The organism is Bradyrhizobium lablabi, from assembly GCF_001440475.1.
In the GTDB taxonomy this organism is placed as follows: Bacteria; Pseudomonadota; Alphaproteobacteria; order Rhizobiales; family Xanthobacteraceae; genus Bradyrhizobium; species Bradyrhizobium lablabi.
Genome location: NZ_LLYB01000062.1, coordinates 15,340 through 36,184 on the forward strand (window position 1 = coordinate 15,340; position 20,845 = coordinate 36,184).

Annotated in this window: 17 protein-coding genes; 13 read left to right on the forward strand and 4 right to left on the reverse strand. The window is 63.0% G+C overall.

The window, feature by feature from the left end:
- Nucleotides 1–107: 107 nt before the first annotated feature.
- The 3 genes from CQ14_RS14580 (at nt 108) to CQ14_RS46235 (ending at nt 4,177) form a co-directional block, all read left to right on the forward strand.
- On the forward strand, nt 108–3,461 hold the full coding sequence (locus CQ14_RS14580; protein WP_057858606.1) for an AAA family ATPase: 3,354 nt from the start codon (nt 108–110) through the stop codon (nt 3,459–3,461).
- Between the two features lie 267 nt (nt 3,462–3,728).
- Nucleotides 3,729–4,022 carry a hypothetical protein gene (locus CQ14_RS47830; RefSeq protein ID WP_347337135.1) on the forward strand — a complete coding sequence of 98 codons (294 nt, stop codon included), beginning with the start codon at nt 3,729–3,731 and terminating at the stop codon, nt 4,020–4,022.
- Complete coding sequence (locus CQ14_RS46235; protein WP_156434992.1) at nt 3,971–4,177, forward strand: hypothetical protein; 207 nt, start codon at nt 3,971–3,973, stop codon at nt 4,175–4,177. The genes CQ14_RS47830 and CQ14_RS46235 overlap by 52 nt, the downstream gene beginning before the upstream one ends.
- Before the next feature lie 107 nt (nt 4,178–4,284).
- Here the strand turns inward: CQ14_RS46235 and CQ14_RS14585 are convergent, their stop codons facing one another.
- The 4 genes from CQ14_RS14585 to CQ14_RS14600 are packed head-to-tail and all read right to left on the reverse strand — an operon-like array spanning nt 4,285 to nt 8,593.
- Nucleotides 4,285–4,983 carry a molybdate ABC transporter substrate-binding protein gene (locus tag CQ14_RS14585; protein ID WP_057858576.1) on the reverse strand — a complete coding sequence of 233 codons (699 nt, stop codon included), beginning with the start codon at nt 4,981–4,983 and terminating at the stop codon, nt 4,285–4,287.
- The gene (locus tag CQ14_RS14590) at nt 4,980–7,121 is read right to left on the reverse strand and encodes a xanthine dehydrogenase family protein molybdopterin-binding subunit (protein WP_057858577.1); all 2,142 of its coding nucleotides are present in this window, start codon (nt 7,119–7,121) and stop codon (nt 4,980–4,982) included. The genes CQ14_RS14585 and CQ14_RS14590 overlap by 4 nt, the downstream gene beginning before the upstream one ends.
- Entirely contained in the window at nt 7,118–7,588 is a 471-nt protein-coding gene (locus tag CQ14_RS14595) for a (2Fe-2S)-binding protein (protein WP_057858578.1), read from the reverse strand. Before CQ14_RS14595 ends, CQ14_RS14590 begins: the two co-directional genes overlap by 4 nt.
- 27 nt (nt 7,589–7,615) lie before the next feature.
- Nucleotides 7,616–8,593: a Bug family tripartite tricarboxylate transporter substrate binding protein gene (locus CQ14_RS14600; RefSeq protein WP_199805531.1), complete on the reverse strand. Its 978-nt coding sequence runs from the start codon at nt 8,591–8,593 to the stop codon at nt 7,616–7,618.
- A gap of 160 nt (nt 8,594–8,753) precedes the next feature.
- On the opposite strand from CQ14_RS14600, the gene CQ14_RS14605 reads away from it, so the two are divergent.
- The 10 genes from CQ14_RS14605 (at nt 8,754) to CQ14_RS42220 (ending at nt 20,638) form a co-directional block, all read left to right on the forward strand.
- Nucleotides 8,754–9,839 carry a hypothetical protein gene (locus tag CQ14_RS14605; RefSeq protein ID WP_057858580.1) on the forward strand — a complete coding sequence of 362 codons (1,086 nt, stop codon included), beginning with the start codon at nt 8,754–8,756 and terminating at the stop codon, nt 9,837–9,839.
- Nucleotides 9,840–9,860: 21 nt separating this feature from the next.
- The gene (locus CQ14_RS14610; protein ID WP_057858581.1) at nt 9,861–12,635 is read left to right on the forward strand and encodes a xanthine dehydrogenase family protein molybdopterin-binding subunit; all 2,775 of its coding nucleotides are present in this window, start codon (nt 9,861–9,863) and stop codon (nt 12,633–12,635) included.
- Nucleotides 12,632–13,156 carry a (2Fe-2S)-binding protein gene (locus CQ14_RS14615; protein WP_057858582.1) on the forward strand — a complete coding sequence of 175 codons (525 nt, stop codon included), beginning with the start codon at nt 12,632–12,634 and terminating at the stop codon, nt 13,154–13,156. Before CQ14_RS14610 ends, CQ14_RS14615 begins: the two co-directional genes overlap by 4 nt.
- A 22-nt stretch (nt 13,157–13,178) precedes the next feature.
- Nucleotides 13,179–13,796: a hypothetical protein gene (locus CQ14_RS14620; protein ID WP_057858583.1), complete on the forward strand. Its 618-nt coding sequence runs from the start codon at nt 13,179–13,181 to the stop codon at nt 13,794–13,796.
- Between the two features lie 119 nt (nt 13,797–13,915).
- Nucleotides 13,916–14,983 (forward strand): extracellular solute-binding protein, encoded by a 1,068-nt coding sequence (locus CQ14_RS14625; RefSeq protein ID WP_057858584.1) that lies wholly within the window; start codon nt 13,916–13,918, stop codon nt 14,981–14,983.
- 5 nt (nt 14,984–14,988) lie between these two features.
- A complete protein-coding gene (locus tag CQ14_RS14630; RefSeq protein ID WP_057858585.1) occupies nt 14,989–16,362 on the forward strand; it encodes an MmgE/PrpD family protein in 1,374 nt (457 codons plus the stop codon).
- Nucleotides 16,363–16,365: 3 nt separating this feature from the next.
- Nucleotides 16,366–17,118: a 3-oxoacyl-ACP reductase family protein gene (locus CQ14_RS14635; RefSeq protein ID WP_057858586.1), complete on the forward strand. Its 753-nt coding sequence runs from the start codon at nt 16,366–16,368 to the stop codon at nt 17,116–17,118.
- An 84-nt stretch (nt 17,119–17,202) separates the two neighbouring features.
- Nucleotides 17,203–19,311, forward strand: coding sequence for a molybdopterin oxidoreductase family protein (locus CQ14_RS14640; protein WP_057858587.1), 2,109 nt, complete (start codon nt 17,203–17,205; stop codon nt 19,309–19,311).
- Between the two features lie 71 nt (nt 19,312–19,382).
- Nucleotides 19,383–20,165 carry an enoyl-CoA hydratase/isomerase family protein gene (locus CQ14_RS14645; protein WP_057858588.1) on the forward strand — a complete coding sequence of 261 codons (783 nt, stop codon included), beginning with the start codon at nt 19,383–19,385 and terminating at the stop codon, nt 20,163–20,165.
- Between the two features lie 86 nt (nt 20,166–20,251).
- The gene (locus CQ14_RS42220; protein WP_082649872.1) at nt 20,252–20,638 is read left to right on the forward strand and encodes an Imm1 family immunity protein; all 387 of its coding nucleotides are present in this window, start codon (nt 20,252–20,254) and stop codon (nt 20,636–20,638) included.
- The last annotated feature ends 207 nt before the right edge of the window (nt 20,639–20,845 follow it).

A 20,845-nucleotide genomic window follows, 5' to 3' on the forward strand; every position in this document is an offset into this window, starting at 1 on the left:
TAGCGCGTCCTTGGATCGACGCTGCCCGGTTGGCGCTGAAGTGCAGCGTAGCGGCGACCAGAACGAGCAATGCGCTAGGCGATCAAGGTTTTGGGACATGCAAGCTCATGCAAAGTCTGGACGTCGGGGCGTGGCTTGAAGAGCTTGGACTTGGCCAATACCGGGCCCTGTTCGCCGATCAGGCGATCGACAGCGATGTTCTGCCTGACCTGACGGACGACGATCTGGTGCGTCTTGGTGTACCGCTGGGGCACCGCAAGAAGCTTTTCAAGGCCATCGACGACCTTCTCGGGCGGGAAACGACCGAACAGCGCGCGCCTGTCAAGCTTGTGCGGACAAGGCCTGACGCTGAGAGGCGACAGTTGACCGTGTTGATCTGCGACATGGTCGAGTCGACGGACCTTGCCTCCAAGCTGGACCCTGAAGAGCTTCGCAAGGTGATGGGCGTCTACCTCGATGCGTGCGTGAATGCTGTGACCTCCCTTGGCGGTTTCATTGCCAGATACACTGGAGACGGAATCGTCGCCTACTTTGGCTATCCGGCCGCGTTGGAGGATGCCGCGGAACGAGCTGTGCGCGCGGGCTTGCAACTTAGTCAGGCCGTACCAAATCTGGCCCCGCTACCGGGTGTAACGTTGCATGTGCGAACGGGAATCGCGACAGGTCTTGTCGTCGTTGGTGACCTTCTTGGTGAGGGCGCGGCCAGGGAAGAATCGGTTGTCGGGGAAACCCCGGTGCTGGCCGCACGGCTGCAGAGCCTTGCTCCCCCCGACGGCGTAGCTATTGCCGGCAGCACACGCCGGTTGGTCGAGGGCATGTTCGAGCTTGAATTTCTCGGCATGTGCGACTTGAAGGGGCTGCCCGGCCTGAGACCCGTATGGCGCGTGCTGCACGAGGCGGCGGCCGAAAGCCGTTTCGATGCTACACACCACGCCGATCTGACCGAAGTGGTTGGCCGGGAGGATGAGCTGTCGCTGTTGCTTGCGCGATGGCGGACTGCATGCGACGGCGAGCGTCAGTTGGTCCTGCTGACGGGCGAAGCAGGAATCGGAAAGTCGCGATTATGCATGGCCCTTGCGAGCCGGATTGCAACAGAGAGCCATTTCATTATCCGCCTGCAGTGCTCGCCGTTCCATACCGTTAGTGCGCTGCACCCGATCTTCACCTATTTTGAACGCGTGGCCGGACTGACGCTCGGCATGGAGCCTGAGGAGAAATTGAATCGATTGATTGCTGAGATGCAGAAGTCCGGGAATGTGGCGCCCGAGACGATAGCGCTTTTTGCAGACCTGCTGTCGATACCCATTGGCGATCGTTTGCCCCGACACGAGGGAGCACCCGAGAAGTTAAAGAGCCTGACACTTGATGCTCTGGACGATTGGGTCGTGAACCTGTCGCGGTTGAAGCCAGTATTATGGATACTGGAAGATGCGCACTGGATTGATCCGACAACGGTCGAGGCAATCAGCCACGGCTTGGGCCGGACAAACAGCGCTCGCATCCTGGCCGTAATAACGCACCGGCCGGAATTTCACCCCCCGTGGACCGGCCGTAGCCAGGTTGCTTCGTTCAGCCTCAATCGGCTGAGCCGACGGCAGTCGTACGAGTTGGTCCGACGGGTGGCGGGGAAGGATCTAGCCGATGCACTTGTTGAGCAAATCGTCTCCAAGGCGGACGGGATGCCTTTGTTCATCGAGGAACTGACGAAGGTCGTAGTCGACTCCGGCCCGTATGAGGCGAGTACCGGTTCCTATGACGACAAGCGGGGATCCGGTGAGTCGATGATACCGGTAACGCTGCAGGACTCATTGCTTGCCCGTCTTGACCGGCTGACAGAGAGCAAATCCGTTGCGCAGATTGGTGCGGTAATCGGGCGGGAGTTTTCATTCGAACTGTTGGCTGCGGTGGTGCCATCAAAGCCCAAGGAACTTGAAGCTGCTTTGACACTGCTTGAGGCGGCGGACCTGATCAGCGCGCGAGGAAATCCACCGGAGGTGATCTACACATTCAAGCATGGCCTCGTGCAGGAGGCTGCCTACTCGACGTTGCTCATCAGTCGGCGCCAGAAGCTGCACAAACGCATCGCCGAGACGTTGCAGAGCAACTCTGCCCAGATAGCGGAGGCGCAACCGGAATTATTGGCGCACCATTTCACCGAAGCGGGCCTCATCTCGCAAGCGATTGATTGGTGGGCCCGCGCCGCTTCGCGGTCGGCAGGCAGATACAACAACATTGAAGCGGTCAGCCAGTTTCACCGCGCTTTGGGGCTACTCACGCACCTTGCGGATGATTCATTGACCCAACGCCGGGAGTTTGAACTCAGGATCGCCATGATCGAACCGCTCTACGCAACGAGTGGTTATTCCGGGACGGAGGTCGAACAGAATTACGCCCGGCTGCTCGAACTTGGTCAGGACCTCGGAGAAACGCAGCAATTGCTGCGGATCTTGTGGGGCCGGGCCGGCGGTGCTCTCGTACGGTGCGACTTTCCGCGCACTCTTGAGTACGTGGGGAGCTTTCTCGAACTGGCGCGCCGGGCCGAGGACGGGACATCGGCGGCACAAGGGGTTCGGATCAAGGCAATGATTGCGCTGGCGAGCGGCGAACTGGTCACGGCGCGCGAGCGGTTCCTGGAAGTGATAGAGGAGTTTGAGCGCGAAGGCTCGGCGACGACGCTCGGTAACTATCTGACGATTCCACGTCCAACGACCATGGCACAGTATTCGATCGCCGCACAACAACTCGGCCGTCTTGACGAGGCACAGGAGCTGTGCGTGCGCAGTTTGCATGAGGCCCGTGAACGCGGACACCACTTGACGAGCTGCTATGTGATCTATCATTGCGCGATGAAGTCAATGGTTGAGCAGGATCCTGTCGCGGTCTTCTCGCTCGCTGAAGAGCTTGTCGAGATCATGAGCCGGCATCATGTTTTCTACTGGGAATGTTTTACGGAGGCGCTTCTAGGTTGGGCTTCGGCCATAACGGGCGCGTTGGATATCGGCTTGGCACGACTGCAGCGCAGCCGGGAAATCCGAGATCGGGTGCAAACCAGGATCTGGCTTCCCTATTTCCTGATCAGCGAAGCCGATATCCTGATGCAGAACCAGAGGAACGATGAGGCTATCGCCTTGCTGGATCGAGCGGCGGCGGAGGCTGATGCAACTGGGCAGCGTTACAGCGAGGCGGAGGAATTTCGCGTACGAGCCTGCGCGAGACTCTCCCAGGGCGCATCGCTTGCTGAGGTAGAGGCTTTGTTCCGACGCGGATTGGAAACGGCACAAAGGCAGAATGCGAGACTTTTCGAATTGCGGACCGCGACAAGTCTGGCGCAGGTCTGGCGGGATGCCGGACAAATTGACAGCGCGCGCACGCTGCTCTCGGCGAGGTATGGTGGGTTCACGAATGGCCACGGCACTACGGATCTTGAAAAGGCTCGCTCGGTGTTGGAGAGTATAAGCTAGTTCTCGCCGCAGATGGTTGTCATTCACCTGGAAACGGTCGCTATGCTTCAGTAGGCTGCGCGGCGATACGAGAAAGATGCTTTCACAATAGTGGGTATCGGGCTGTAGCGGACCCCGCTACCACAGGCCACGATTTTCTGCGCCAAACGCGACCTTCTACGATCTTGTATTCCTGACGGTAGCGGTCGGAGCTCGCTGGCGCGAATTTGTGTTAGCTGGAAAGGCGGTGAGGTCCGGCTTGCCTCTGAGAGCTGACTTTCTCGTGCGTTGGAGCAGGCCGTTGAATGGGCCAAAACGCGCGAGCAGTTCGGGCGGCCGATCGGCGAGTTCCAGGGTCGCAATGGATGCTCTGGGACACTCAGCCCTCCGGCGTCTCGCCAGACACATGCCCTGATAGGGTTGTCCGCGGCAATGTCGAAGATGTTGCCAGGCTGTGAAATACATTACATCCCTGTGTTCTTGGCCTGGGCTAAGATCGCGAAGGCTTCTTACGTAAAAGGAGGCATCCGATGTTCGCGACAATCAAATGGAACTCCCGATACAACGCTCGCGAATGGGTGATGATGGCTGGGGCGCTCGTCGTCCAACTCAGCGCACTGAATGCAAAACGACAGAAGGGTGAAAGCAAACCAAGGCGGCCACTCTGGAAACACTTCGACGACACCCATCATTGGGACCCAACCGCGGAGGAATGGGTCCCCAACCATGATCGGTGAGCGTGCAACGCGGCAGGCCGAATTCCGAGGCTTCAAGATCCTTTCACTGACGGGCTGTCGAGAGGTGCGGTCGCGCCCGCTGAGACTCACGAATTGAGGACGAGGGTCTAGCTGACGAAGCCAGCGCGCTTTCGCTGTTCAAGCTGCTCAGTGCCGGTCAACAAGCCGATCAGCTCCTGGGCTTCGCGCGGGTGGGCCGCTGCGGTTGTGATACCTGCCGTGTACATCGTTGCGAGTTCGCAGCCCGGCGGCAGCGGGCCGGACAAGGTTACGCCCTTGGTGCTGATGATCTCGGTTGATTGCGTGCAGCCGATCGGACGCCGCGCCTCGGACGCCGCCAGTTCGCGCATCGCGGTCGCGCCGTTCGGGAAAATCCTGAGGCGATCGGCAACTTGATCGGCGATGCCGAGCTGCTGAAGGACATTTGCAACGTGAATTCCAGCCGTCGAGGCCTTGGTGTCGGGCGCGAAGATCGCGTCAGACACCAGCAAGGCCTCGCGCAAGCCTGCGGCATCCCTGACCGTGACGCGGGGGTCGCCGGCGCGAACGGCGAGGGCGGTTTCGACCAGGCCGACATCGGCGATCGAAGCGGCGGTGACCAGCTTCTCCTCCGTCAGTTTGGCGAGCAGCGCCGCGGTCAGGATAATAATGTCAGCGGGAGCGCCCTTGCGCAGTTTGTCTGCCATGGCGCCGACCGCGCCGAACTCACCCGCGATATCGAATCCGGTTTGCACTTTGAAAGCCTGCGTCAGGCTTCCGACAAGGCCTTGCGCCGCGCCGCCGCTCAGGATGTTCAATCTGTTCATGAGGTCAATTCCATCGCGGCGATGATCCTGTCGCGCGTAATCGGCAGGTCGCGCACCCGCACGCCAAGTGCATCGAAGACCGCGTTGGCGATGGCGGCCGTGACGGGGCCGTGGGCGGCCTCGCCGGCGCCGACCGGATCGATATCCGGACGCTGGATCAGTTCGACCTCGACATCGGGCACCTCGCTGAAGCGCAGGATCGGATATTCCGTCCAGCTGGTGCTGGTGATGCGTTGCCGGTCGAAGCGCACGCGCTCCTTCAGCACCCAGCTCGTGGCTTGAATGGCGCCGCCCTCGATCTGGTTGATGACGCCGTCGGGATTGATGGCTTCGCCGACATCGACCGCCAGCGTCAGCTTCCTGACGGTAATCTCCTCGGCGCCCTCGATCTCGGCGATCGCGGCGCAATAGGCGCCGGTGTTCTTGTAGCGGCCGAAGCCGATGCCGTACCCAATGCCGGGCTGCTTCTCCGGCTTCCACTTCGCGCGCCTGGCCACAGCCCGAATGACGTCTTTGGCCCGCTCGTCCCGCAAGTGACGCAGCCGGAACGCGAGCGGATCTTCGCCGCGCTCGGCGGCGATTTCATCGAGGATCGATTCGATCGCAAACACATTGCCCTGTCCACCCAGCGTCCGCAGCGCCGACGTGCGAATGGGCATCGTCGTCAGGCGATGGCTTTCAATGCGCCATGACGGAAAATCATAGAGCGGGATCGAGTTGCGATCGCCGCCGCCGCCGTTGGCCTGCGGCGGATTGGTCGAGATCATCCGCGGAAACGGTTTCTCCAGTTCGAATGCGGCCAATAGCGCGGGCTGTGCCGCGCGGCCCGGCCGCGCCGCGTGACCATTGCTCCAGATCGAATGCCGCCACTCGATAATCTCTCCCTGCGCATCGAGGTCCGCTTCAATCTCGATGGCCATCGCCGCGCCAAAGGGCGCGTCGGACATCTCGCCCTGGCGCGACCACTGGACCCGCACCGGACGGCCGCCAACGGCCCTGGCGAGCAGCACGGCGTCCAGTGCCACGTCGTCGGCGGCGTTGTGGCCGTAACAGCCGGCGCCTTCCATATGCTCGACGGTGATGTTCTCGACCGGCAGTTTGAGAACCAGCGCCAGATCGGCGCGCAGGAGATAGACGCCCTGACTGTGAGTCCAGACATGAACGCGGTCGCCGTCCCACTGCGCCATCGCACAGGACGGTGCGATCGACGCATGGGCAATATAGGGACGGGTATATTGCCGCCGGATGGTTCGCGCCGCAGTAGCGGACGACGTCGCGGTTTTCGTGTCGATGACCGTCAATTCCGATGGCTGCGCTTTCAGGAATGAAGCCAGATCGTTTTCATCGGGGAGGGGGTCGCCGTCGGACCAGACGGCCCCCTTGCGCAAGGCTCGAACGGCCAGTTCCGCGCCGTGCTCGGTCTCGCTGACGACACCCGCGAAACTGCCATCGCGCACGATGGCGACAAGACCAGCCACCGCGCGGGCGCCATCCTCTCTCAATTCCGAAAGTTTCGCGCGCGCGTTCTCGGGCCGCAGCACGCGGCCATGCAGCATGCCCGCCAACGCCTGATCGTGGATGAACCGCGGCCGGGCAAACACCTTGTCTGGTATGTCGATCCGCTGGATCGAGTTTCCGGCCAGCGCACGGCGCGTTGCGATCTTTGGCGTTACGCCTGATGTGGCGTTGTGATCGAGCGAGACCTCGTCGGCCAGTTCCCAATAGCTGGTCCTGACATTGCCGGGCCCCGAAATGGTGCCATCCTCGATTTCGAGCGCATCGATATCGACCCCGAGCCGCTCTGCCGCCTGCTGTAGAAATATCCGGCGTACCTCGGCGCAGGCATGACGCAACGCGCGGCCCGATTGCTGAATGGAGAGGCTGCCCGAGGTGACGCCCTCGTTGGGGCTGGCGACAGTCGACGCCCGGATCATCTGCACGCGCGACAGGTCGATATCGAGTTCATCGGCGGCGATCTGCGCCAGCGCCGTCACGATGCCTTGCCCGATCTCCACCTTGCCCGGCGAGACCGTTACCTGCCCGGCGCTCGAGAATTTCAGCCACGACGACAGTTTCGGATTGGCCGCGAGGCTTGCCGGCAATGCGGGCTGAGACGGAGCGGGGGCCTGCTGGTTCATCCTGCCGCCATTTCTTCCGCTGCGCGCAGCACCGCCCGCACCATGCGATTATGCGAACCGCAGCGGCATAGATTGCCGTCAAGCGCTTCTTTCACCTCCCGGCTGGTCGGTGACGGATTTCGCTTCAGCAGCGCCGCTGCGCTCATCAGGATGCCGGAGACGCAATAGCCGCATTGCAGCGCCTGCTCGGTGATGAAGGCGCGCTGCAGTGGATGCGGCTGCTCGCTCGTTCCCAGCCCCTCAATGGTCGTGACATCCTTGTCCGCCACCGACCACAGCTGCGCATCGCAGGCCGACACCGCGCGATCTCCGACGATCACATTGCAAGCGCCGCACTCACCGGCGCCGCAGCCGAAATGCGGTCCGGTCACGCCGAGTTGCCCGCGCAGAATATCCAGCAAGGACCGGTCGGGATCGGCGTCGACCTCGGTCTCGACGCCATTGAGGCGGAATCGAACGCTCGGCATCGCGGGCGAACCTTCTCTCGCGGTTTCCTATTGCGGTTGCTTGTCGAATTTCTTGACGACTTCCGCCCACTTCACGATATCGCCGCGGAGGAATTTGTCGAATTCGCCTGACGTCATTGACATGGGGACGACGCCTTGCTGGGACCATAGTTTTATTATGTCAGGTCGCTTCACGATGTCGTTTACGGCGGCGTTGATCTTGTCAATGATCGGCTTGGGCGTGCCCGCGGGCGCCATCAAGCCGAGCCAGATGGTGGCCTCATAGCCGGGAATGCCGGCCTCGATCGCCGTCGGCGCGCTGGGCAGCACGGTCGAACGTGTCTGGCCCGTCGTGGCCAGCGCGCGCACCTGATTCTCCGCGACATTGGGCGCCATCGCCGGAACGGCGTCGATCATCATCTGAACCTGGCCGCCGATTACGCCGCTGCGCGCCTCGCCGCTGTTGCGGTAGGGCACGTGCACGAGATCGATGCCGGCCATGGCTTTGAACAGTTCGCCCGCCATGTGATACGGCGTGCCCTGACCTGATGAGGCGTAGTTCAGTTTGCCAGGTTGCGATTTGGCGAGCGCTACGAATTCCTGCAGCGTCTTCGCCTGCACGGAAGGGTGAACGACGATGACGAGGTCGGAATAGTTGACCGGGGCGATCGGCACGAGATCGCGCATCAGTTCGTATTTGCGTTGCGGCACCAGCGATTCATTCGCGGTCTGGGTGTTCGACATCATCAATAGCGTATAGCCGTCCGCCGGCGACTTGATGGCTTCCTGCGTGCCGATCACCCCGCCGGCGCCGGTTCGGTTTTCGACCACGAAGGGCTGCCCGAGCGTTTCCTGCAGAATGTTCCCGATCTGGCGGGCGGTGACGTCTGCGGGTCCCCCGGCGCCGAAGGGAACAATCACCTTCACCGGACGCGACGGATAGTCCTGCGCCAGGCCGGGCGTGGCCAGTGGAACCGATGCCGCAAGCAGAGATGCTGCCAGCGCCAGCGCTGACCTCAGGCGCATCATATCAACCTCCCGAACTCTGTCTTTTTTTGAAAGGGCCCGTTTACCGGCCTCGTGCCAAGTCTAGCTGTCCAAGTCTAGCTATCCGCGGACTGATCGCTAGTCCCAGAATCAGATATTCGTCGGCATACAATTTCAGGGCAATTGTAAGGAACGTGACATGAGGCTCTCTCCCAGTCTGGCCGTTGCGGCATTGCTCTCGACCGGGACCGTCGCCACCGCCCAGACCTTGCCCGCCTACATGGCGCCAATCTCCGGAAAGGCCACCACCACACCTTCTGACGTCGCCACCAGGGATATGCTGGCGCTCAACACCGGCATGTTCGAGCTCTACGGCGATGCAGCAAAGATTTTCCAGAAGAACATCCTGAGCAAGCATCCGGTGATCCTCGGCCTGTTCTCGGGCGCGGGTGGCCGGATGATCCTCTACCGGCCGGGCATGGCGCCGATGGACGCGCCGCAGGTGCCGATCGTCTATCAATTGCTCAAGTCGGTCGGGCACAGCACGATGGCGCTGGTGCAGGTCGTCGGCCCCTATGTCGACAACCCCGATAACAAGTCCTGGCGCGGTTCGATGCTGGCCTATCGCAGCCGCATGCAATCGGCGCTCGACGGCCTCGATGCGACGCCGATGGAAGCGGGCTGGCGCGACAACAACCGCACCATCCTGCAGAACAACATCGCGTTCATGGACGAATGCATCGCCAAGGGCGTCATTCCCTTCGCCACGCTCGAAGCCTTCGGCAAGAAGCAGGCGCCTTATCTGGCCAAGAACGTCGCATGGGCGGCGCAAACACAGGTCGCGCACTGGATGACGGTGCTGGCCGAATGGAAGGCGCAACTGGGCGCCGACTGGGACAAGACCTATGCCGCCAGCAACACGATCTACGTCGCGCGCCAGAACAACGTGTTGTTCAGCGTGCTGGCGCAGTTCTTCGGGCCCGAAGCGATCAATACCCGCCTGCTGTTGATCGAGACGATCTCCTTCACGACCACGCCGGCCGACATGCTGGAATCGCTGACCCGCATCATCGCCGATCGCTCGGTCGGCGCGCTGTTCTTCGGCAACTACCATCTGATGGATTACGAGTTGATGGGAGGTGACGCGCGCGCCGCGATCATTGCCGAGACCGGCAAGCGCGGCATGACGCCGTTCCTGCCGCCCGCTGTTCCCTTCGGCTCGAAGCAATGGCCGACACTGGTCACGCCGGGGCCGGGGCCCGCGACCATCGCCGATCTGAAGTAGTTCCGGCAAATGACTGAGAGCATGCGGCCTTCGCGGCGCGACTTTCTGAACTGGGTGTCGGCGAGCGGCATCGCGCTCAGCCTGTCGCCTCTTGCTTCGGCGGAAGCCGCCGGCCTGCCGCCACGGGCGTCGCTGCCGGGACGTTCGAACTGGAATCCGGCCGCCAATGGCGCGGGCCGGGTCGATGGCGTCGCCAAGGTCACCGGCGCCAAGCTCTATGCATCCGATTTCCGGGCGAGCGATCTTCCGGGCTGGCCGGCCAAAACGTCGCATGCGATGCTGATCCGCGCGCCGGATGCGACGCACGTCTACCTTGGAATGGACCTCGGGCGGCTCACCGGCGCGCTGAAGCCCTCCGTGGTGGTTACCGCGGCCGATCTCGCCCGGATCGGCGCACGCGTTCCCGAATTCTACGCCGGTGATCTGTTCTGCCCGCTCGGCAAGACGCCGATCTATCTCGGGCAGCCGGTCGGTCTTCTGATCTTCGAGACGTTCGACGCCTTTGATCAGGCGCGGCTTGCCCTGCGCGACGGAACGTTCGTGAAGTTCGGCGAGGAGACCGGTCCGGTCGCAATGCCCGCCTATGGCGCCTATCGCTTCACCCGCGTGGCCGGTGCAACACCTGATACGCCCGACGTCTATTCGCCCATCCTGGCCGGCTGGGTCAGCCCGGGACGCTCGCAGAGTTCGCCGCTGCCGATCTGGTCGCCCGCCGCCAAGGATACCGAGGCGGCCTATGCCAAGGCTGCCGTCCATGGCGAACGGATCCGCGGCGAACTTGCGGCCAAGAATCCGAACCTGCTGGTGCTCGACCGCGAATTCGAGACGCAGTCGGTCGATCCGATGTTTCTCGAACCGGAATCCGGGCTCGCCTGGTACGACGGCAGGAGCGGCGGCCTCGAACTGGTGCTGGGCGTGCAGTCGCCTTACGAGGCGGCGGACTCGATCGCGCATCTGCTCGGCGAAGCCCGCGCGCCCTTCAAGCCGGCGCGCATCAACGCCCAGTTCACCTATATGGGCGGGGGCTTCGGTGGCCGCGATCACACGCCGTTCGTGCTGTATGTGGCGCTGGCGGCGATGTTCTTCCCCGGTCATCCGGTCCGGCTGGCGCATGACCGCTATCAGCAGTTTCAGGGCGGCATCAAGCGCCACCCCTTCAAGATGCGGTCGAAGATCGGAGTCGACCGCGCGACCGGCAAGATCCGGGCTTTCGCCGCGGACCATGTTCTCGACGGCGGGGGGTTGGCGAATTTCTCGCCCAATGTAGCGACCGTCGGCGCGACCGCGGCGATCGGCATCTATGATATTCCGAAAGTCGACGTCACCACGGTGGCGCTGCATTCGCGCGGGGTGACCGCGGGATCGATGCGCGGCTACGGCACGCTGCAGACGATGACCGCGCTGGAAGTGCTGGTCGACGAAGTCGCGACCGCCTTGCCGCTCGACCCGATCGAATTCCGGCGGCGCAACGCGCTCGGGCCAAAGGGCCGGACCATGACCGGCAATCCCTACGGCGTTTCGGTCCGCACCCCGGAAATTCTCGATAAGCTCGAGAAGCATCCGATCTGGCAGCAGCGCGCGCGGCACAAATCCGCCGCGCCGCAGGGCGTCCTTGTCGGCACCGGCGTTGCGTGTGTCACCAAGGATTATGGCACCGGCGCCGATTGTTCGCTGGGGCGTATCGAACTGTCGCCCGACGGCAAGGTCACGATCTATTGCGATCATACCGAGATGGGCAACGGCATCGGCACCGCGCTTGCGAACCGCGTCGCCCTCCATCTCGGCGCCGTTGCCGACGAAGTCTCGGTGGCGCGGGTCGACACCTACGACGCCCTCGGACTGGTCACATCGGGCGATCCTTACACGATGGACCAGAAGACGCAGGACGCGGCAGAGAGAAATCCTCGCTGGGTGCCTGCGATCAGCTCGGCGACCAGTGCCTCGATCGGTGCGCATGTCGGCACCCATGCGGCCGCCGAGGCGGCGCGCGTCATCTTCCGCTTCGGTCTGTGGCCGGCAGCGTTGCAGCTATGGGGCATCGCACCGAATGACCGCCGGGCCAAGGATTGGTCCAAGGCTCAGTGGAAGGACGGGCAACTCGTGCTGTCAGGACTTGCGCCGCTGCCGCTGCCCGCGCTTGCCGCAACAGCGCATGCGCGCAATCTCGTGACCGGGGCGGTGGCGCACAGCTTCTCCCGCTGGGACTGGTCGCGCGCCCGCTTTCCGCTCTTTGGCGAACAGTATCGCGCCGAGATCGACGCACTGGCCGTGCGCCGGGGCGGGGGCAGGTTCGAACGCATCAACCGCCTCAACGTCAAATTTCCGCCGACGGACAATAACCGGATCGGCACCTCCTATACTTCGATGTGCGGCACGCTGGTCCGCATCGAGATCGATCGTGGCTCCGGCGCGCTCCGGATCGCCAAGGCCTACAGCGTGTTCGAGTGCGGTCAGGCGCTGGTGCCCGAGGTGGTGATGGGGCAGGCGCAAGGCGGTTTCGCCATGGGCGTCGGCTATGCCTTGCTCGAGACGCTGCCGCCTTTCGAAGGCGGTCCCGGCAACGGCCAGTGGAATCTCGGGCAATACCTCGTCGCGCGCGGATCGGACCTGCCGTTGCACGATCTCGAAATCGAGATGCTGCCGCCGTTGACGCCGGACGAGCCGCCGAAAGGCATGGCGGAAGTTGTCATGGTTCCGGTGGTACCCGCCATCCTGAATGCGATTTTCGACGCGACCGGCCGCCGTTTCCAATCGCTGCCGGTGACCGCAAGCCTGCTCAAGGGAGTTTTGGCGTGACCAAATTGAGCCTCACGATCAACGGCCGCGCGCTTGGGCCGGTGGATGTTCGCGACGAACTTTCGATGAACGATTTCCTGCGCGAGTATCTCGGCATGACCGGCACCAAGTTCGGCTGCGGCGCCGCGCAGTGCCTGAGCTGCGCCGTGATCGTCGATGACCCCGACGGCACCAGCTACACCAGCCCGACCTGTGTCGCGTCTGCAGTGAGCTTTGACGGCAAGACCATTCGCACGATCGAGGGTCATGCCAGGGATGGCGAACTCTCGGCGCTGCAAAAGGCTTTCATCGCGCACTTCGCCTTCCAGTGCGGCTATTGCACCGCGGGCTTCCTCAACGAGGGGCAGGTCCTGCTGGAGCGTCTGGCCAAGGCGCCTGTCAAGCGCGCCGATCTTGAAAGCACCATCGCTGAAGCGCTCGATGGTCACATCTGCCGCTGCACCGGCTACATCAAATACCACGAAGCCGTGCGCGATGTGATCCTCGCGGATTCCAAGCGCTATATCGTGGCCAACCAATGAGCGCGCGCGAGGGGAATGCGGCATGAGATCGGAACTGCGGTTTCAGCTCGCGGTCGCCGTCGCCGCGGTCGCGACGAGCATGTTTGCCGGCTACGCCGTTTCCCAGACCGCGTCGCCCACGCTGGCAAGCCCGGAAAGCTTTGCTTCGATCGCCGATACCAATGCGCGATCGGTGGCCATGTTTACCGAGCTGGGCAAGGTGCTCATGCATCCGCGCTGCACCAATTGCCATCCCGCAACCGACAGGCCGCGACAAGGCGACGAGGGACGGCTGCATCAGCCGCCGGTGACGCGCGGTGCGGATGGGCATGGCCTTCCGGCGATGCGCTGCTCGAGTTGCCACAAGCACGCGAACTTCGAACCCGGCCGCATGCCGGGCCATCCGGAATGGCACCTGGCGCCGCGCGAAATGGCGTGGGAAGGCAAGACCGTTGCCGAAATCTGCACCCAGCTCAAGGACCCCGCACACAATGGCGGGCGCAAGCTCGAGGAACTTATCCATCATATCGGCGAAGACACGCTGGTCGGCTGGGCCTGGGCTCCCGGTGGAAACCGCAGCCCCGTGCCCGGCACGCAAAAGCAGGCCGGCGCGCTGGTGGAAGCCTGGGTGAAGACCGGCGCGGCCTGCCCGGCGCAGTAATACTTAGGCAGTAGCCGCGACAGCAATGCGCCGTCGGCGATGGACAGCCGCCGATCCATAGGAATAATGCATGGGGTTCAGGTGTACCTAACTTCGCCAACAGCGCGGGGAACGAAAACATGCAACACCCAGGAATTTCCCGCCGCCAAATGCTGGCCGGCGCCGGCGTCGTTCTCGCAGGCGCAGCATTTTCCACGCGCGTGATGGCCGCCGCGCCGCCACCGGAATCGGTGACGCCGGCGCTGGTCGAAGCGGCGAAGAAGGAAGGTAAGGTCATCTACTACACCTCGACCGATCTGCCGGTCGCGGAGAAACTGGCCAAGGCGTTCGAGGCGAAATATCCGGGCATTGCAGTGCGCGTCGAGCGCACTGGCGCCGAGCGCGTGTTCCAGCGCATCGGCCAGGAATATGCCAGCAACATCCATGCCGTCGACGTGGTGAATTCGTCCGATGCCGCGCATTTCATCGTCTGGAAGCGCGACGGCGTCCTGGCGCCTTACGTGCCGGAAGACGTCGCAAAATTCTATCCGGCCGAGCACAAGGATGCCGACGGCCAGTTTGCGAGCTTCCGCGTCTGGCTCAGCATCATCGCCTACAACACCAACATGGTGAAAGCGGAGGAGGCGCCAAAGAGTTTTGCCGACCTGCTCGATCCGAAATGGAAGGGCAAGATCGTCAAGGCGCACCCCGGCTATAGCGGCACGATCATGACCGCGACCTACCAGATGCAGCGCGATCTCGGCTGGAGCTTCTTCGAGAAGCTCGCAAAGCAGAACATCATGCAGGTGCAGTCATCGGCCGATCCACCGAAGAAGCTCGATCTAGGCGAGCGCGCGGTGATGGCCGACGGCAATGAGTACAACATCTTCCAGATGAAGGAGGCGGGACGTCCGGTCGAGCCCGTATACGCCACGGAGGGATCGCCGCTGATCATCGGGCCGAACGGCATCTTCAAGGATGCGCCCAATCCCAACGCGGCGCGGCTGTTCCAGTCGTTCAGCCTCAGCCGGGAGGCTCAGCAGCTCATCATCGATGTCGGCGGCCTCCGCTCGGTGCATTCGCAAACCGTCGAGAAGGCGGGGCGTACGCCGCTCAAGGACATCAAGACCATGAAGGACGACGCGGCGGCGGTGGAGAAGGAAAGCGAGGCCATCAAGGCGCGCTACACCAAGATCTTCCGCGTTTGACCGGCATGGCCTCCGGACTGCGCAGAATTTCTGTTGCCGAAACGCTGGCCGACAAGATCGTCGCGCTCAGGCCCGGCGCATTGCCGGCGGCGACCATGCGCAAATGCGAGGATTTGCTGATCGACGTCGTCGGACTATGCGTCACCGCGCGCAACCAGGACTACGTCGAGAGCGCGTTGGCAGGTTGCGACGATGACGGTGTCTGCACCGCGATCGGGCACCAACGCACGCTGAATGCCGCAGGCGCCGCCTTCGTCAATGGCACCGCCGCGCATGGCGAGGATTTCGACGACACGTTCGAGGGCGGTCCGGTGCATGCCGGCGCGGTGATCGTGCCGGCGGTGCTTGCCGCCTGCGAGCGGCATAATCCCGACGGCCGCATGGCGCTGATCGGGATCGCGGTCGGCACCGAGGTGCTGTGCCGGTTGAGCCTCGTGGTGCCGAAGGCGGTCCACAAGGCCGGCTTCCATCCGACCGCGATCTTTGGCGCGATGGGGGCCGCCGCTGGCGTCGGCGCGGCGCTTGGCCTCAACGCCCGACAGATCGTCGATGCGCTCGGCATCGCCGGCAGCATGGCCGGCGGCATCATCGAATATCTCGCCGAGGGCGCCTGGACCAAGCGGCTGCATGCCGGATGGGCGGCGCAATCCGGCATCCGCGCAGCGCTGCTGGCGCGGGGAGGGTTCGTCGGTCCGCGCACGGTGTTCGAAGGCGTGCACGGGCTGTTCCATGGCTTCGCGCACACCACGGAAGGCGACTACGCCGCGCTGACCGGTGATTTCGGCACGCGCTGGGTAACGGACAGGCTGGCGTTCAAGCCCTATCCATGCGGGACCATGGCGCAGCCCTATATCGATTGCGCGCGTCGCTTCGCCGCGCGCGGTATCGAACCTGAGGATGTCGCCGAGATCGTCTGCGAGGTGGCGGAGGGAACGGTGCACCGGCTGTGGGAGCCGCTCGCCGACAAGCAGCGCCCGCCCAACGGCTATGCCGCCAAATTCGCCGTGCCCTATCTGCTGGCCACCGGCTTCGTGCACGGCGGCGTCGGGCTAGGTGCGTTCACGGAAGATGCGATCGGCGATCCGCGCGTGCTGGCGCTGGCTGCCAAGGTGAAATTCGTGATCGATCCGGACAATCCCTATCCGAACAATTATACCGGCCACATCCGCGCAATCCTCACGGACGGCAGCGTGGTCGAAGACCGGCAGCCTCATCTGCGGGGTGGCGGGCGGGAGCCGTTGACGCGGCAGGATGTCGTCGACAAATTTTTGCTCAACGCGGAGCATGGCGGCTGGAGCGCTGCACAAGGCGATGCGGCGTTGAAATTGATGGCAGGGCTGTATAATGGCCGGATCGATCTCTCTTCATTGCGCGGGTAGCAGATGACCAAGGAACTCTCCGGCAAGGTCGCTGTCGTCACCGGCGCAGGCCGCAATATTGGCCGCGCCATCGCCCTGACGCTGGCGGAAGGCGGTGCATCCGTCGTGGTCAATGCGCGCAGCAATCGGGCCGAGGCGGAAGGCGTCGCGCGCGAGATCGAGGCCGCGGGCGGCAAGGCGCTGGTTCATATCGGCGACGTCGCCGATGCCGGCGCGGTGCAGGCGATGGCGGATGCCGCCGTGAAGCAATTCGGCCGTATCGATATCCTCGTCAACAATGCCGCGCTGCGGCGCGAAAAGCCGTTCGCCGAGATGGACTATGCGGCGTGGCGTGAAATCCTCGACGTGACCCTCGACGGCACATTCCATTGCGTGAAAGCCTGCCTGCCGGCCCTGCGGAAGTCCGGCGCAGGAACCATCGTCAATATCGGCGGCCTCAGCGCACATACGGGAGCGAAAAATCGCGCCCATGTGGTGACGGCGAAGGCCGGCATTATCGGCTTCACCCGGGCGCTGGCCCACGATCTGGCCGATGACGGCATCACGGTGAACTGCGTCGTACCCGGCCTGATCGGCACGCCACGGCCGAAGGACAAGCCGGAGCCGGCGCATCATCTGACGCACCAGACCATCACCGGCAACCGGGGCCGGCCGGAAGACGTCGCCGCAACCGTGCGGTTCCTGTGCGGCCCCGCGGCGCGTTATATCAACGGGCAGGCGATCCACGCCAATGGCGGCGCCTATTTGGGCGCCTGATGCATGGCTAAAGGCCGTTTTTGCTGGTGCATTGGCGGATAAAGCCCCTCGGCGACCGCGATGTTTGATGTTACCTAGAAACGCATGAACCAGCATGCCAAGGTCGAAATCCAACACTCCACCTGTCCGCATGATTGCCCGTCAGCCTGTGCGCTCGACGTCGAGGTGATCGATGGTCGCTCGATCGGCCGGGTCCGCGGCTCCAAGGTGCAGACCTATACGGCGGGCGTCGTCTGCGCCAAGGTCGCGCGCTACGCCGAGCGCATTCACCATCCCGACCGGGTGCTCTATCCGATGCGCCGCACCGGGTCGAAGGGCTCCGGCCAGTTCGCGCGGATTTCCTGGGATGAAGCGCTCGATGAAATCGCCGCGCGGTTCGATCAGGCCGAGCGCGAGTTCGGTGCTCAGTCTGTCTGGCCCTATTACTATGCCGGCACCATGGGGCTCGTGATGCGCGATGGCATCAATCGCCTGTCGCATGTGAAGAAGTATTCGCGCTTCTACGGCACCATCTGTGCGACCGTCGCGCGCATCGGGTTTGCCATCGGCACCGGCAAGATCGCGGGCGTCGACCCCCGCGAGATGGGTGTCTCCGATCTCGTCGTGATCTGGGGCACCAATCCGGTGAATACCCAGGTCAACGTGATGACGCATGCCTCGCGCGCCCGGAAAGAGCGGGGCGCGAAGATCGCGGCGATCGACATCTACAACAACGACACCATGAAGCAGGCGGACATCAAGATCCTGCTCCGGCCCGGCACCGACGGCGCCTTTGCCTGCGGTGTCATGCACGTGCTGTTTCGCGAAGGTTATGCGGATCGCGCCTATATGGATCGCTACACCGATTGCCCGGATGAACTCGAGGCGCATCTTAAGACCCGTACGCCGGAATGGGCCTCGAAGATCTCGGGCGTTCCGGTCGAGGAGATCGAGGCATTTGCGCGCCTGGTCGGCCAGACCAAGCGTTCGTTCTTCCGCCTCGGTTACGGCTTCACCCGCAGCCGCAACGGTGCGGCGCAGATGCATGCGGCGCTGTGCATTCCGGCGGTGACGGGAGCCTGGCAATATGAAGGTGGCGGCGCATTCTTCAACAATGCTTCGATCTGGAGGTTCGACGAATCCATTATCGAGGGGCATGACGCGATCGATCCGACCACGCGCTGGCTCGACCAGTCCCAGATCGGGCGTATCCTGACCGGCGACGCTGAAGCCTTGAAGGGCGGACCGCCGGTCAAGGCGATGCTGATCCAGAATACCAACCCGGTGACGGTAGCGCCCGAACAGGCACTCGTGCGAAAGGGATTTGCCCGCGAAGACCTGTTCATGGCGGTGCATGAGCAGTTCATGACCGAGACGGCTGCCATGGCCGATATCGTGCTGCCGGCGACCATGTTCATGGAACATGACGATCTCTATTACGGTGGCGGCCACCAGCATATTTCGGTGGGCCCCAAGCTGATCGATCCGCCCGGCGAGTGCCGTTCCAACCACGAAGTGCTGCAAGGCCTCGGCCGGCGCCTCAACGCCGTGCATCCCGGGTTTGAGATGACGCCGCGCGAACTGATCGACGCGACGCTGAAGAAGAGCGGCCACGGCGATATCGAAACGCTGGAAGCGGATCTGTGGCGCGACATCCAGCCGGATTTTCGCACCTCGCATTACCTCGACGGCTTCGCGCATGCCGACAAGAAATTCCACTTCAAGGCCGACTGGGCGCATCCTCCCGTCGGTAATCCCGGCTTGGGAGCCTGGGACAAGATGCCGTCGCTGCCGGACCACTGGACCAACATCGAGGAGGCGGATGAGGCCCATCCGTTCCGTCTCGCCACCTCGCCGTCGCGCGGCTATCTCAACACCTCCTTCAACGAGACGCCGGGATCGCAAGCGCGCGAGGGGGCTCCGACGGTGATGATCCACCCCGAAGACGCCTCAAGCCTTTCGATCGCCGATGGCGACGCCGTGACGCTCGGCAACATGCGCGGCGAAACCACGCTGACCGCCAGATTGTTTGACGGCGTGCGCCGCGGCGTGCTGATCGCCGAATCCATCCACCCGAACCGCGCCCATATCGGCGGCCATGGCATCAACATGCTGACGGGGGCTGAGGCTGTTGCTCCCATCGGTGGCGCGGCGTTCCATGACAACAAGGTCTGGATCAAAAAGATGGCGCCAGCTACTGCGCGCAAGAGCTAGATCGCGCTTGCGGTCCACCGTTATCGTGCCGCAAATGCTAGCCAGCATTTGGCAAACGAGCGAGCAGGACAATGACCGATTCAAGCAGCGTGATACGCGAGAAGCGCGGGCAGGCGCTTTGGATTACCATCAACCGGCCGGACAAGCGTAACGCCATCAATGCCGACGTGGTCGCCGGCATCGTGCGCGGCTATCGTGAGGCGCATGACGACAAGGACGTCCGCGTCATCGTGCTGACGGGGGCGGGGGACAAGGCGTTTTGCGCCGGCGCCGACCTGCAGAACAGCGGCGCCGCCTTTGCGATGGATTTTTCCAGGCCGAATGTCGACTACGCCGATCTGCTGCGGCTGTCGCAGAACGCCACCAAGCCCGCCATCGCGCGGGTAGGGGGCGTCTGCATGGCCGGCGGCATGGGGTTGTTGTGCATGACCGACATGGCCGTCGCCGCCGATCATGTGATCTTCGGTCTGCCCGAGGTGAAGGTCGGTGTGTTCCCGATGCAGGTGCTGAGCCTGTTGCAATCGATTGCGCCGAAGCGGCTGGTCAGCGAGTGGTCGCTGACCGGCGAGCCGTTCGATGCACACGCAGCGCAGGCCGCCGGCCTCCTGAACTACGTCGTGCCGGCGGCAGAGCTCGACGCCAAGGTCGAATGGCTGGTCAGCCGCATCGTCGACAAGTCGCCGACCGCGATCCGCCGCGGCAAATATGCCATGCGCGCAATTGCCTCGATGTCGTTCGACGAGAGCATCGCCTACACCGAGAGCCAGATCGCGCTGCTGGCGATGACGGAAGACGCCAAGGAAGGCCTCAAGGCGTTCGGCGAGAAGCGCAAGCCTTCCTGGCCGGGACGGTGATTATCCGACGCTGGCCTGGAATCGACCAATCACTCGCGTAAGCAAATAATCTCCACTGCTGCGAGCTCGTGAGGATTCTGATACACATGCTTGTTTGCGACCTTGAGGGCGAGTGTGAAGCGACAAACAAGGCTGAACTCGATCATGCACTAATGAAACGGTATGATTCTGGCGTGAACCATTTTCGCCTTTTTCTCGATAGTAACGAGTGGCCCTCGCTTATTATTATGGTTAGTGGAGAGGTAGCTTGGCTCTATTTCCTCTCAAGTTCAGAACATGCAGGCTATCGCTCAGTGGGTGCTGTGCCCGGGCTAGATCCCAAGGGATGGACGAGGTTCGTCTCGCTCGGCCCGCAGGAAGAACTTTTTCCAAATGATGAGGTGGTGCCGTTTGCCGACGCGTTACGGGCAGCCGAGGAATTTTCCGTTACAGGACAGTTGCCGCAGTGCGCCGATTGGTACGAACTAGCGTAGGGATTGTGAGGCAGCATCACTGGACATGCGGAGTTAAAGCTTACATCGAGCTATTCAACGCTATTGCCTTTCATTTGCGGGCTCTCGCTCGTAGCAATGCTAGCCAGCAGAGTGGATTGGAGCCGAAGGCGTACTCCGACCGGAAGGACACATCNACCGCCTAATCCCGGCTCCAATCGGCTATGGATGACCGTTACCCCGCATTCG

Excerpts from the sequence above, each read along its gene's own strand:
- CQ14_RS14605 (WP_057858580.1), top strand. The coding sequence starts at position 8,754 with ATGAGGCTCTCTCCCAGTCTGGCCGTTGCGGCATTGCTCTCGACCGGG.
- CQ14_RS14620 (WP_057858583.1), top strand. The coding sequence starts at position 13,179 with ATGAGATCGGAACTGCGGTTTCAGCTCGCGGTCGCCGTCGCCGCGGTC.
- CQ14_RS14580 (WP_057858606.1), top strand. The coding sequence starts at position 108 with ATGCAAAGTCTGGACGTCGGGGCGTGGCTTGAAGAGCTTGGACTTGGC.
- CQ14_RS14590 (WP_057858577.1), bottom strand. The coding sequence starts at position 7,121 with ATGAACCAGCAGGCCCCCGCTCCGTCTCAGCCCGCATTGCCGGCAAGC.
- CQ14_RS14595 (WP_057858578.1), bottom strand. The coding sequence starts at position 7,588 with ATGCCGAGCGTTCGATTCCGCCTCAATGGCGTCGAGACCGAGGTCGAC.
- CQ14_RS14630 (WP_057858585.1), top strand. The coding sequence starts at position 14,989 with ATGGCCTCCGGACTGCGCAGAATTTCTGTTGCCGAAACGCTGGCCGAC.
- CQ14_RS14600 (WP_199805531.1), bottom strand. The coding sequence starts at position 8,593 with ATGCGCCTGAGGTCAGCGCTGGCGCTGGCAGCATCTCTGCTTGCGGCA.
- CQ14_RS14610 (WP_057858581.1), top strand. The coding sequence starts at position 9,861 with ATGCGGCCTTCGCGGCGCGACTTTCTGAACTGGGTGTCGGCGAGCGGC.
- CQ14_RS14635 (WP_057858586.1), top strand. The coding sequence starts at position 16,366 with ATGACCAAGGAACTCTCCGGCAAGGTCGCTGTCGTCACCGGCGCAGGC.
- CQ14_RS46235 (WP_156434992.1), top strand. The coding sequence starts at position 3,971 with ATGTTCGCGACAATCAAATGGAACTCCCGATACAACGCTCGCGAATGG.
- CQ14_RS14640 (WP_057858587.1), top strand. The coding sequence starts at position 17,203 with ATGAACCAGCATGCCAAGGTCGAAATCCAACACTCCACCTGTCCGCAT.
- CQ14_RS42220 (WP_082649872.1), top strand. The coding sequence starts at position 20,252 with ATGCTTGTTTGCGACCTTGAGGGCGAGTGTGAAGCGACAAACAAGGCT.
- CQ14_RS14645 (WP_057858588.1), top strand. The coding sequence starts at position 19,383 with ATGACCGATTCAAGCAGCGTGATACGCGAGAAGCGCGGGCAGGCGCTT.
- CQ14_RS14585 (WP_057858576.1), bottom strand. The coding sequence starts at position 4,983 with ATGAACAGATTGAACATCCTGAGCGGCGGCGCGGCGCAAGGCCTTGTC.
- CQ14_RS14625 (WP_057858584.1), top strand. The coding sequence starts at position 13,916 with ATGCAACACCCAGGAATTTCCCGCCGCCAAATGCTGGCCGGCGCCGGC.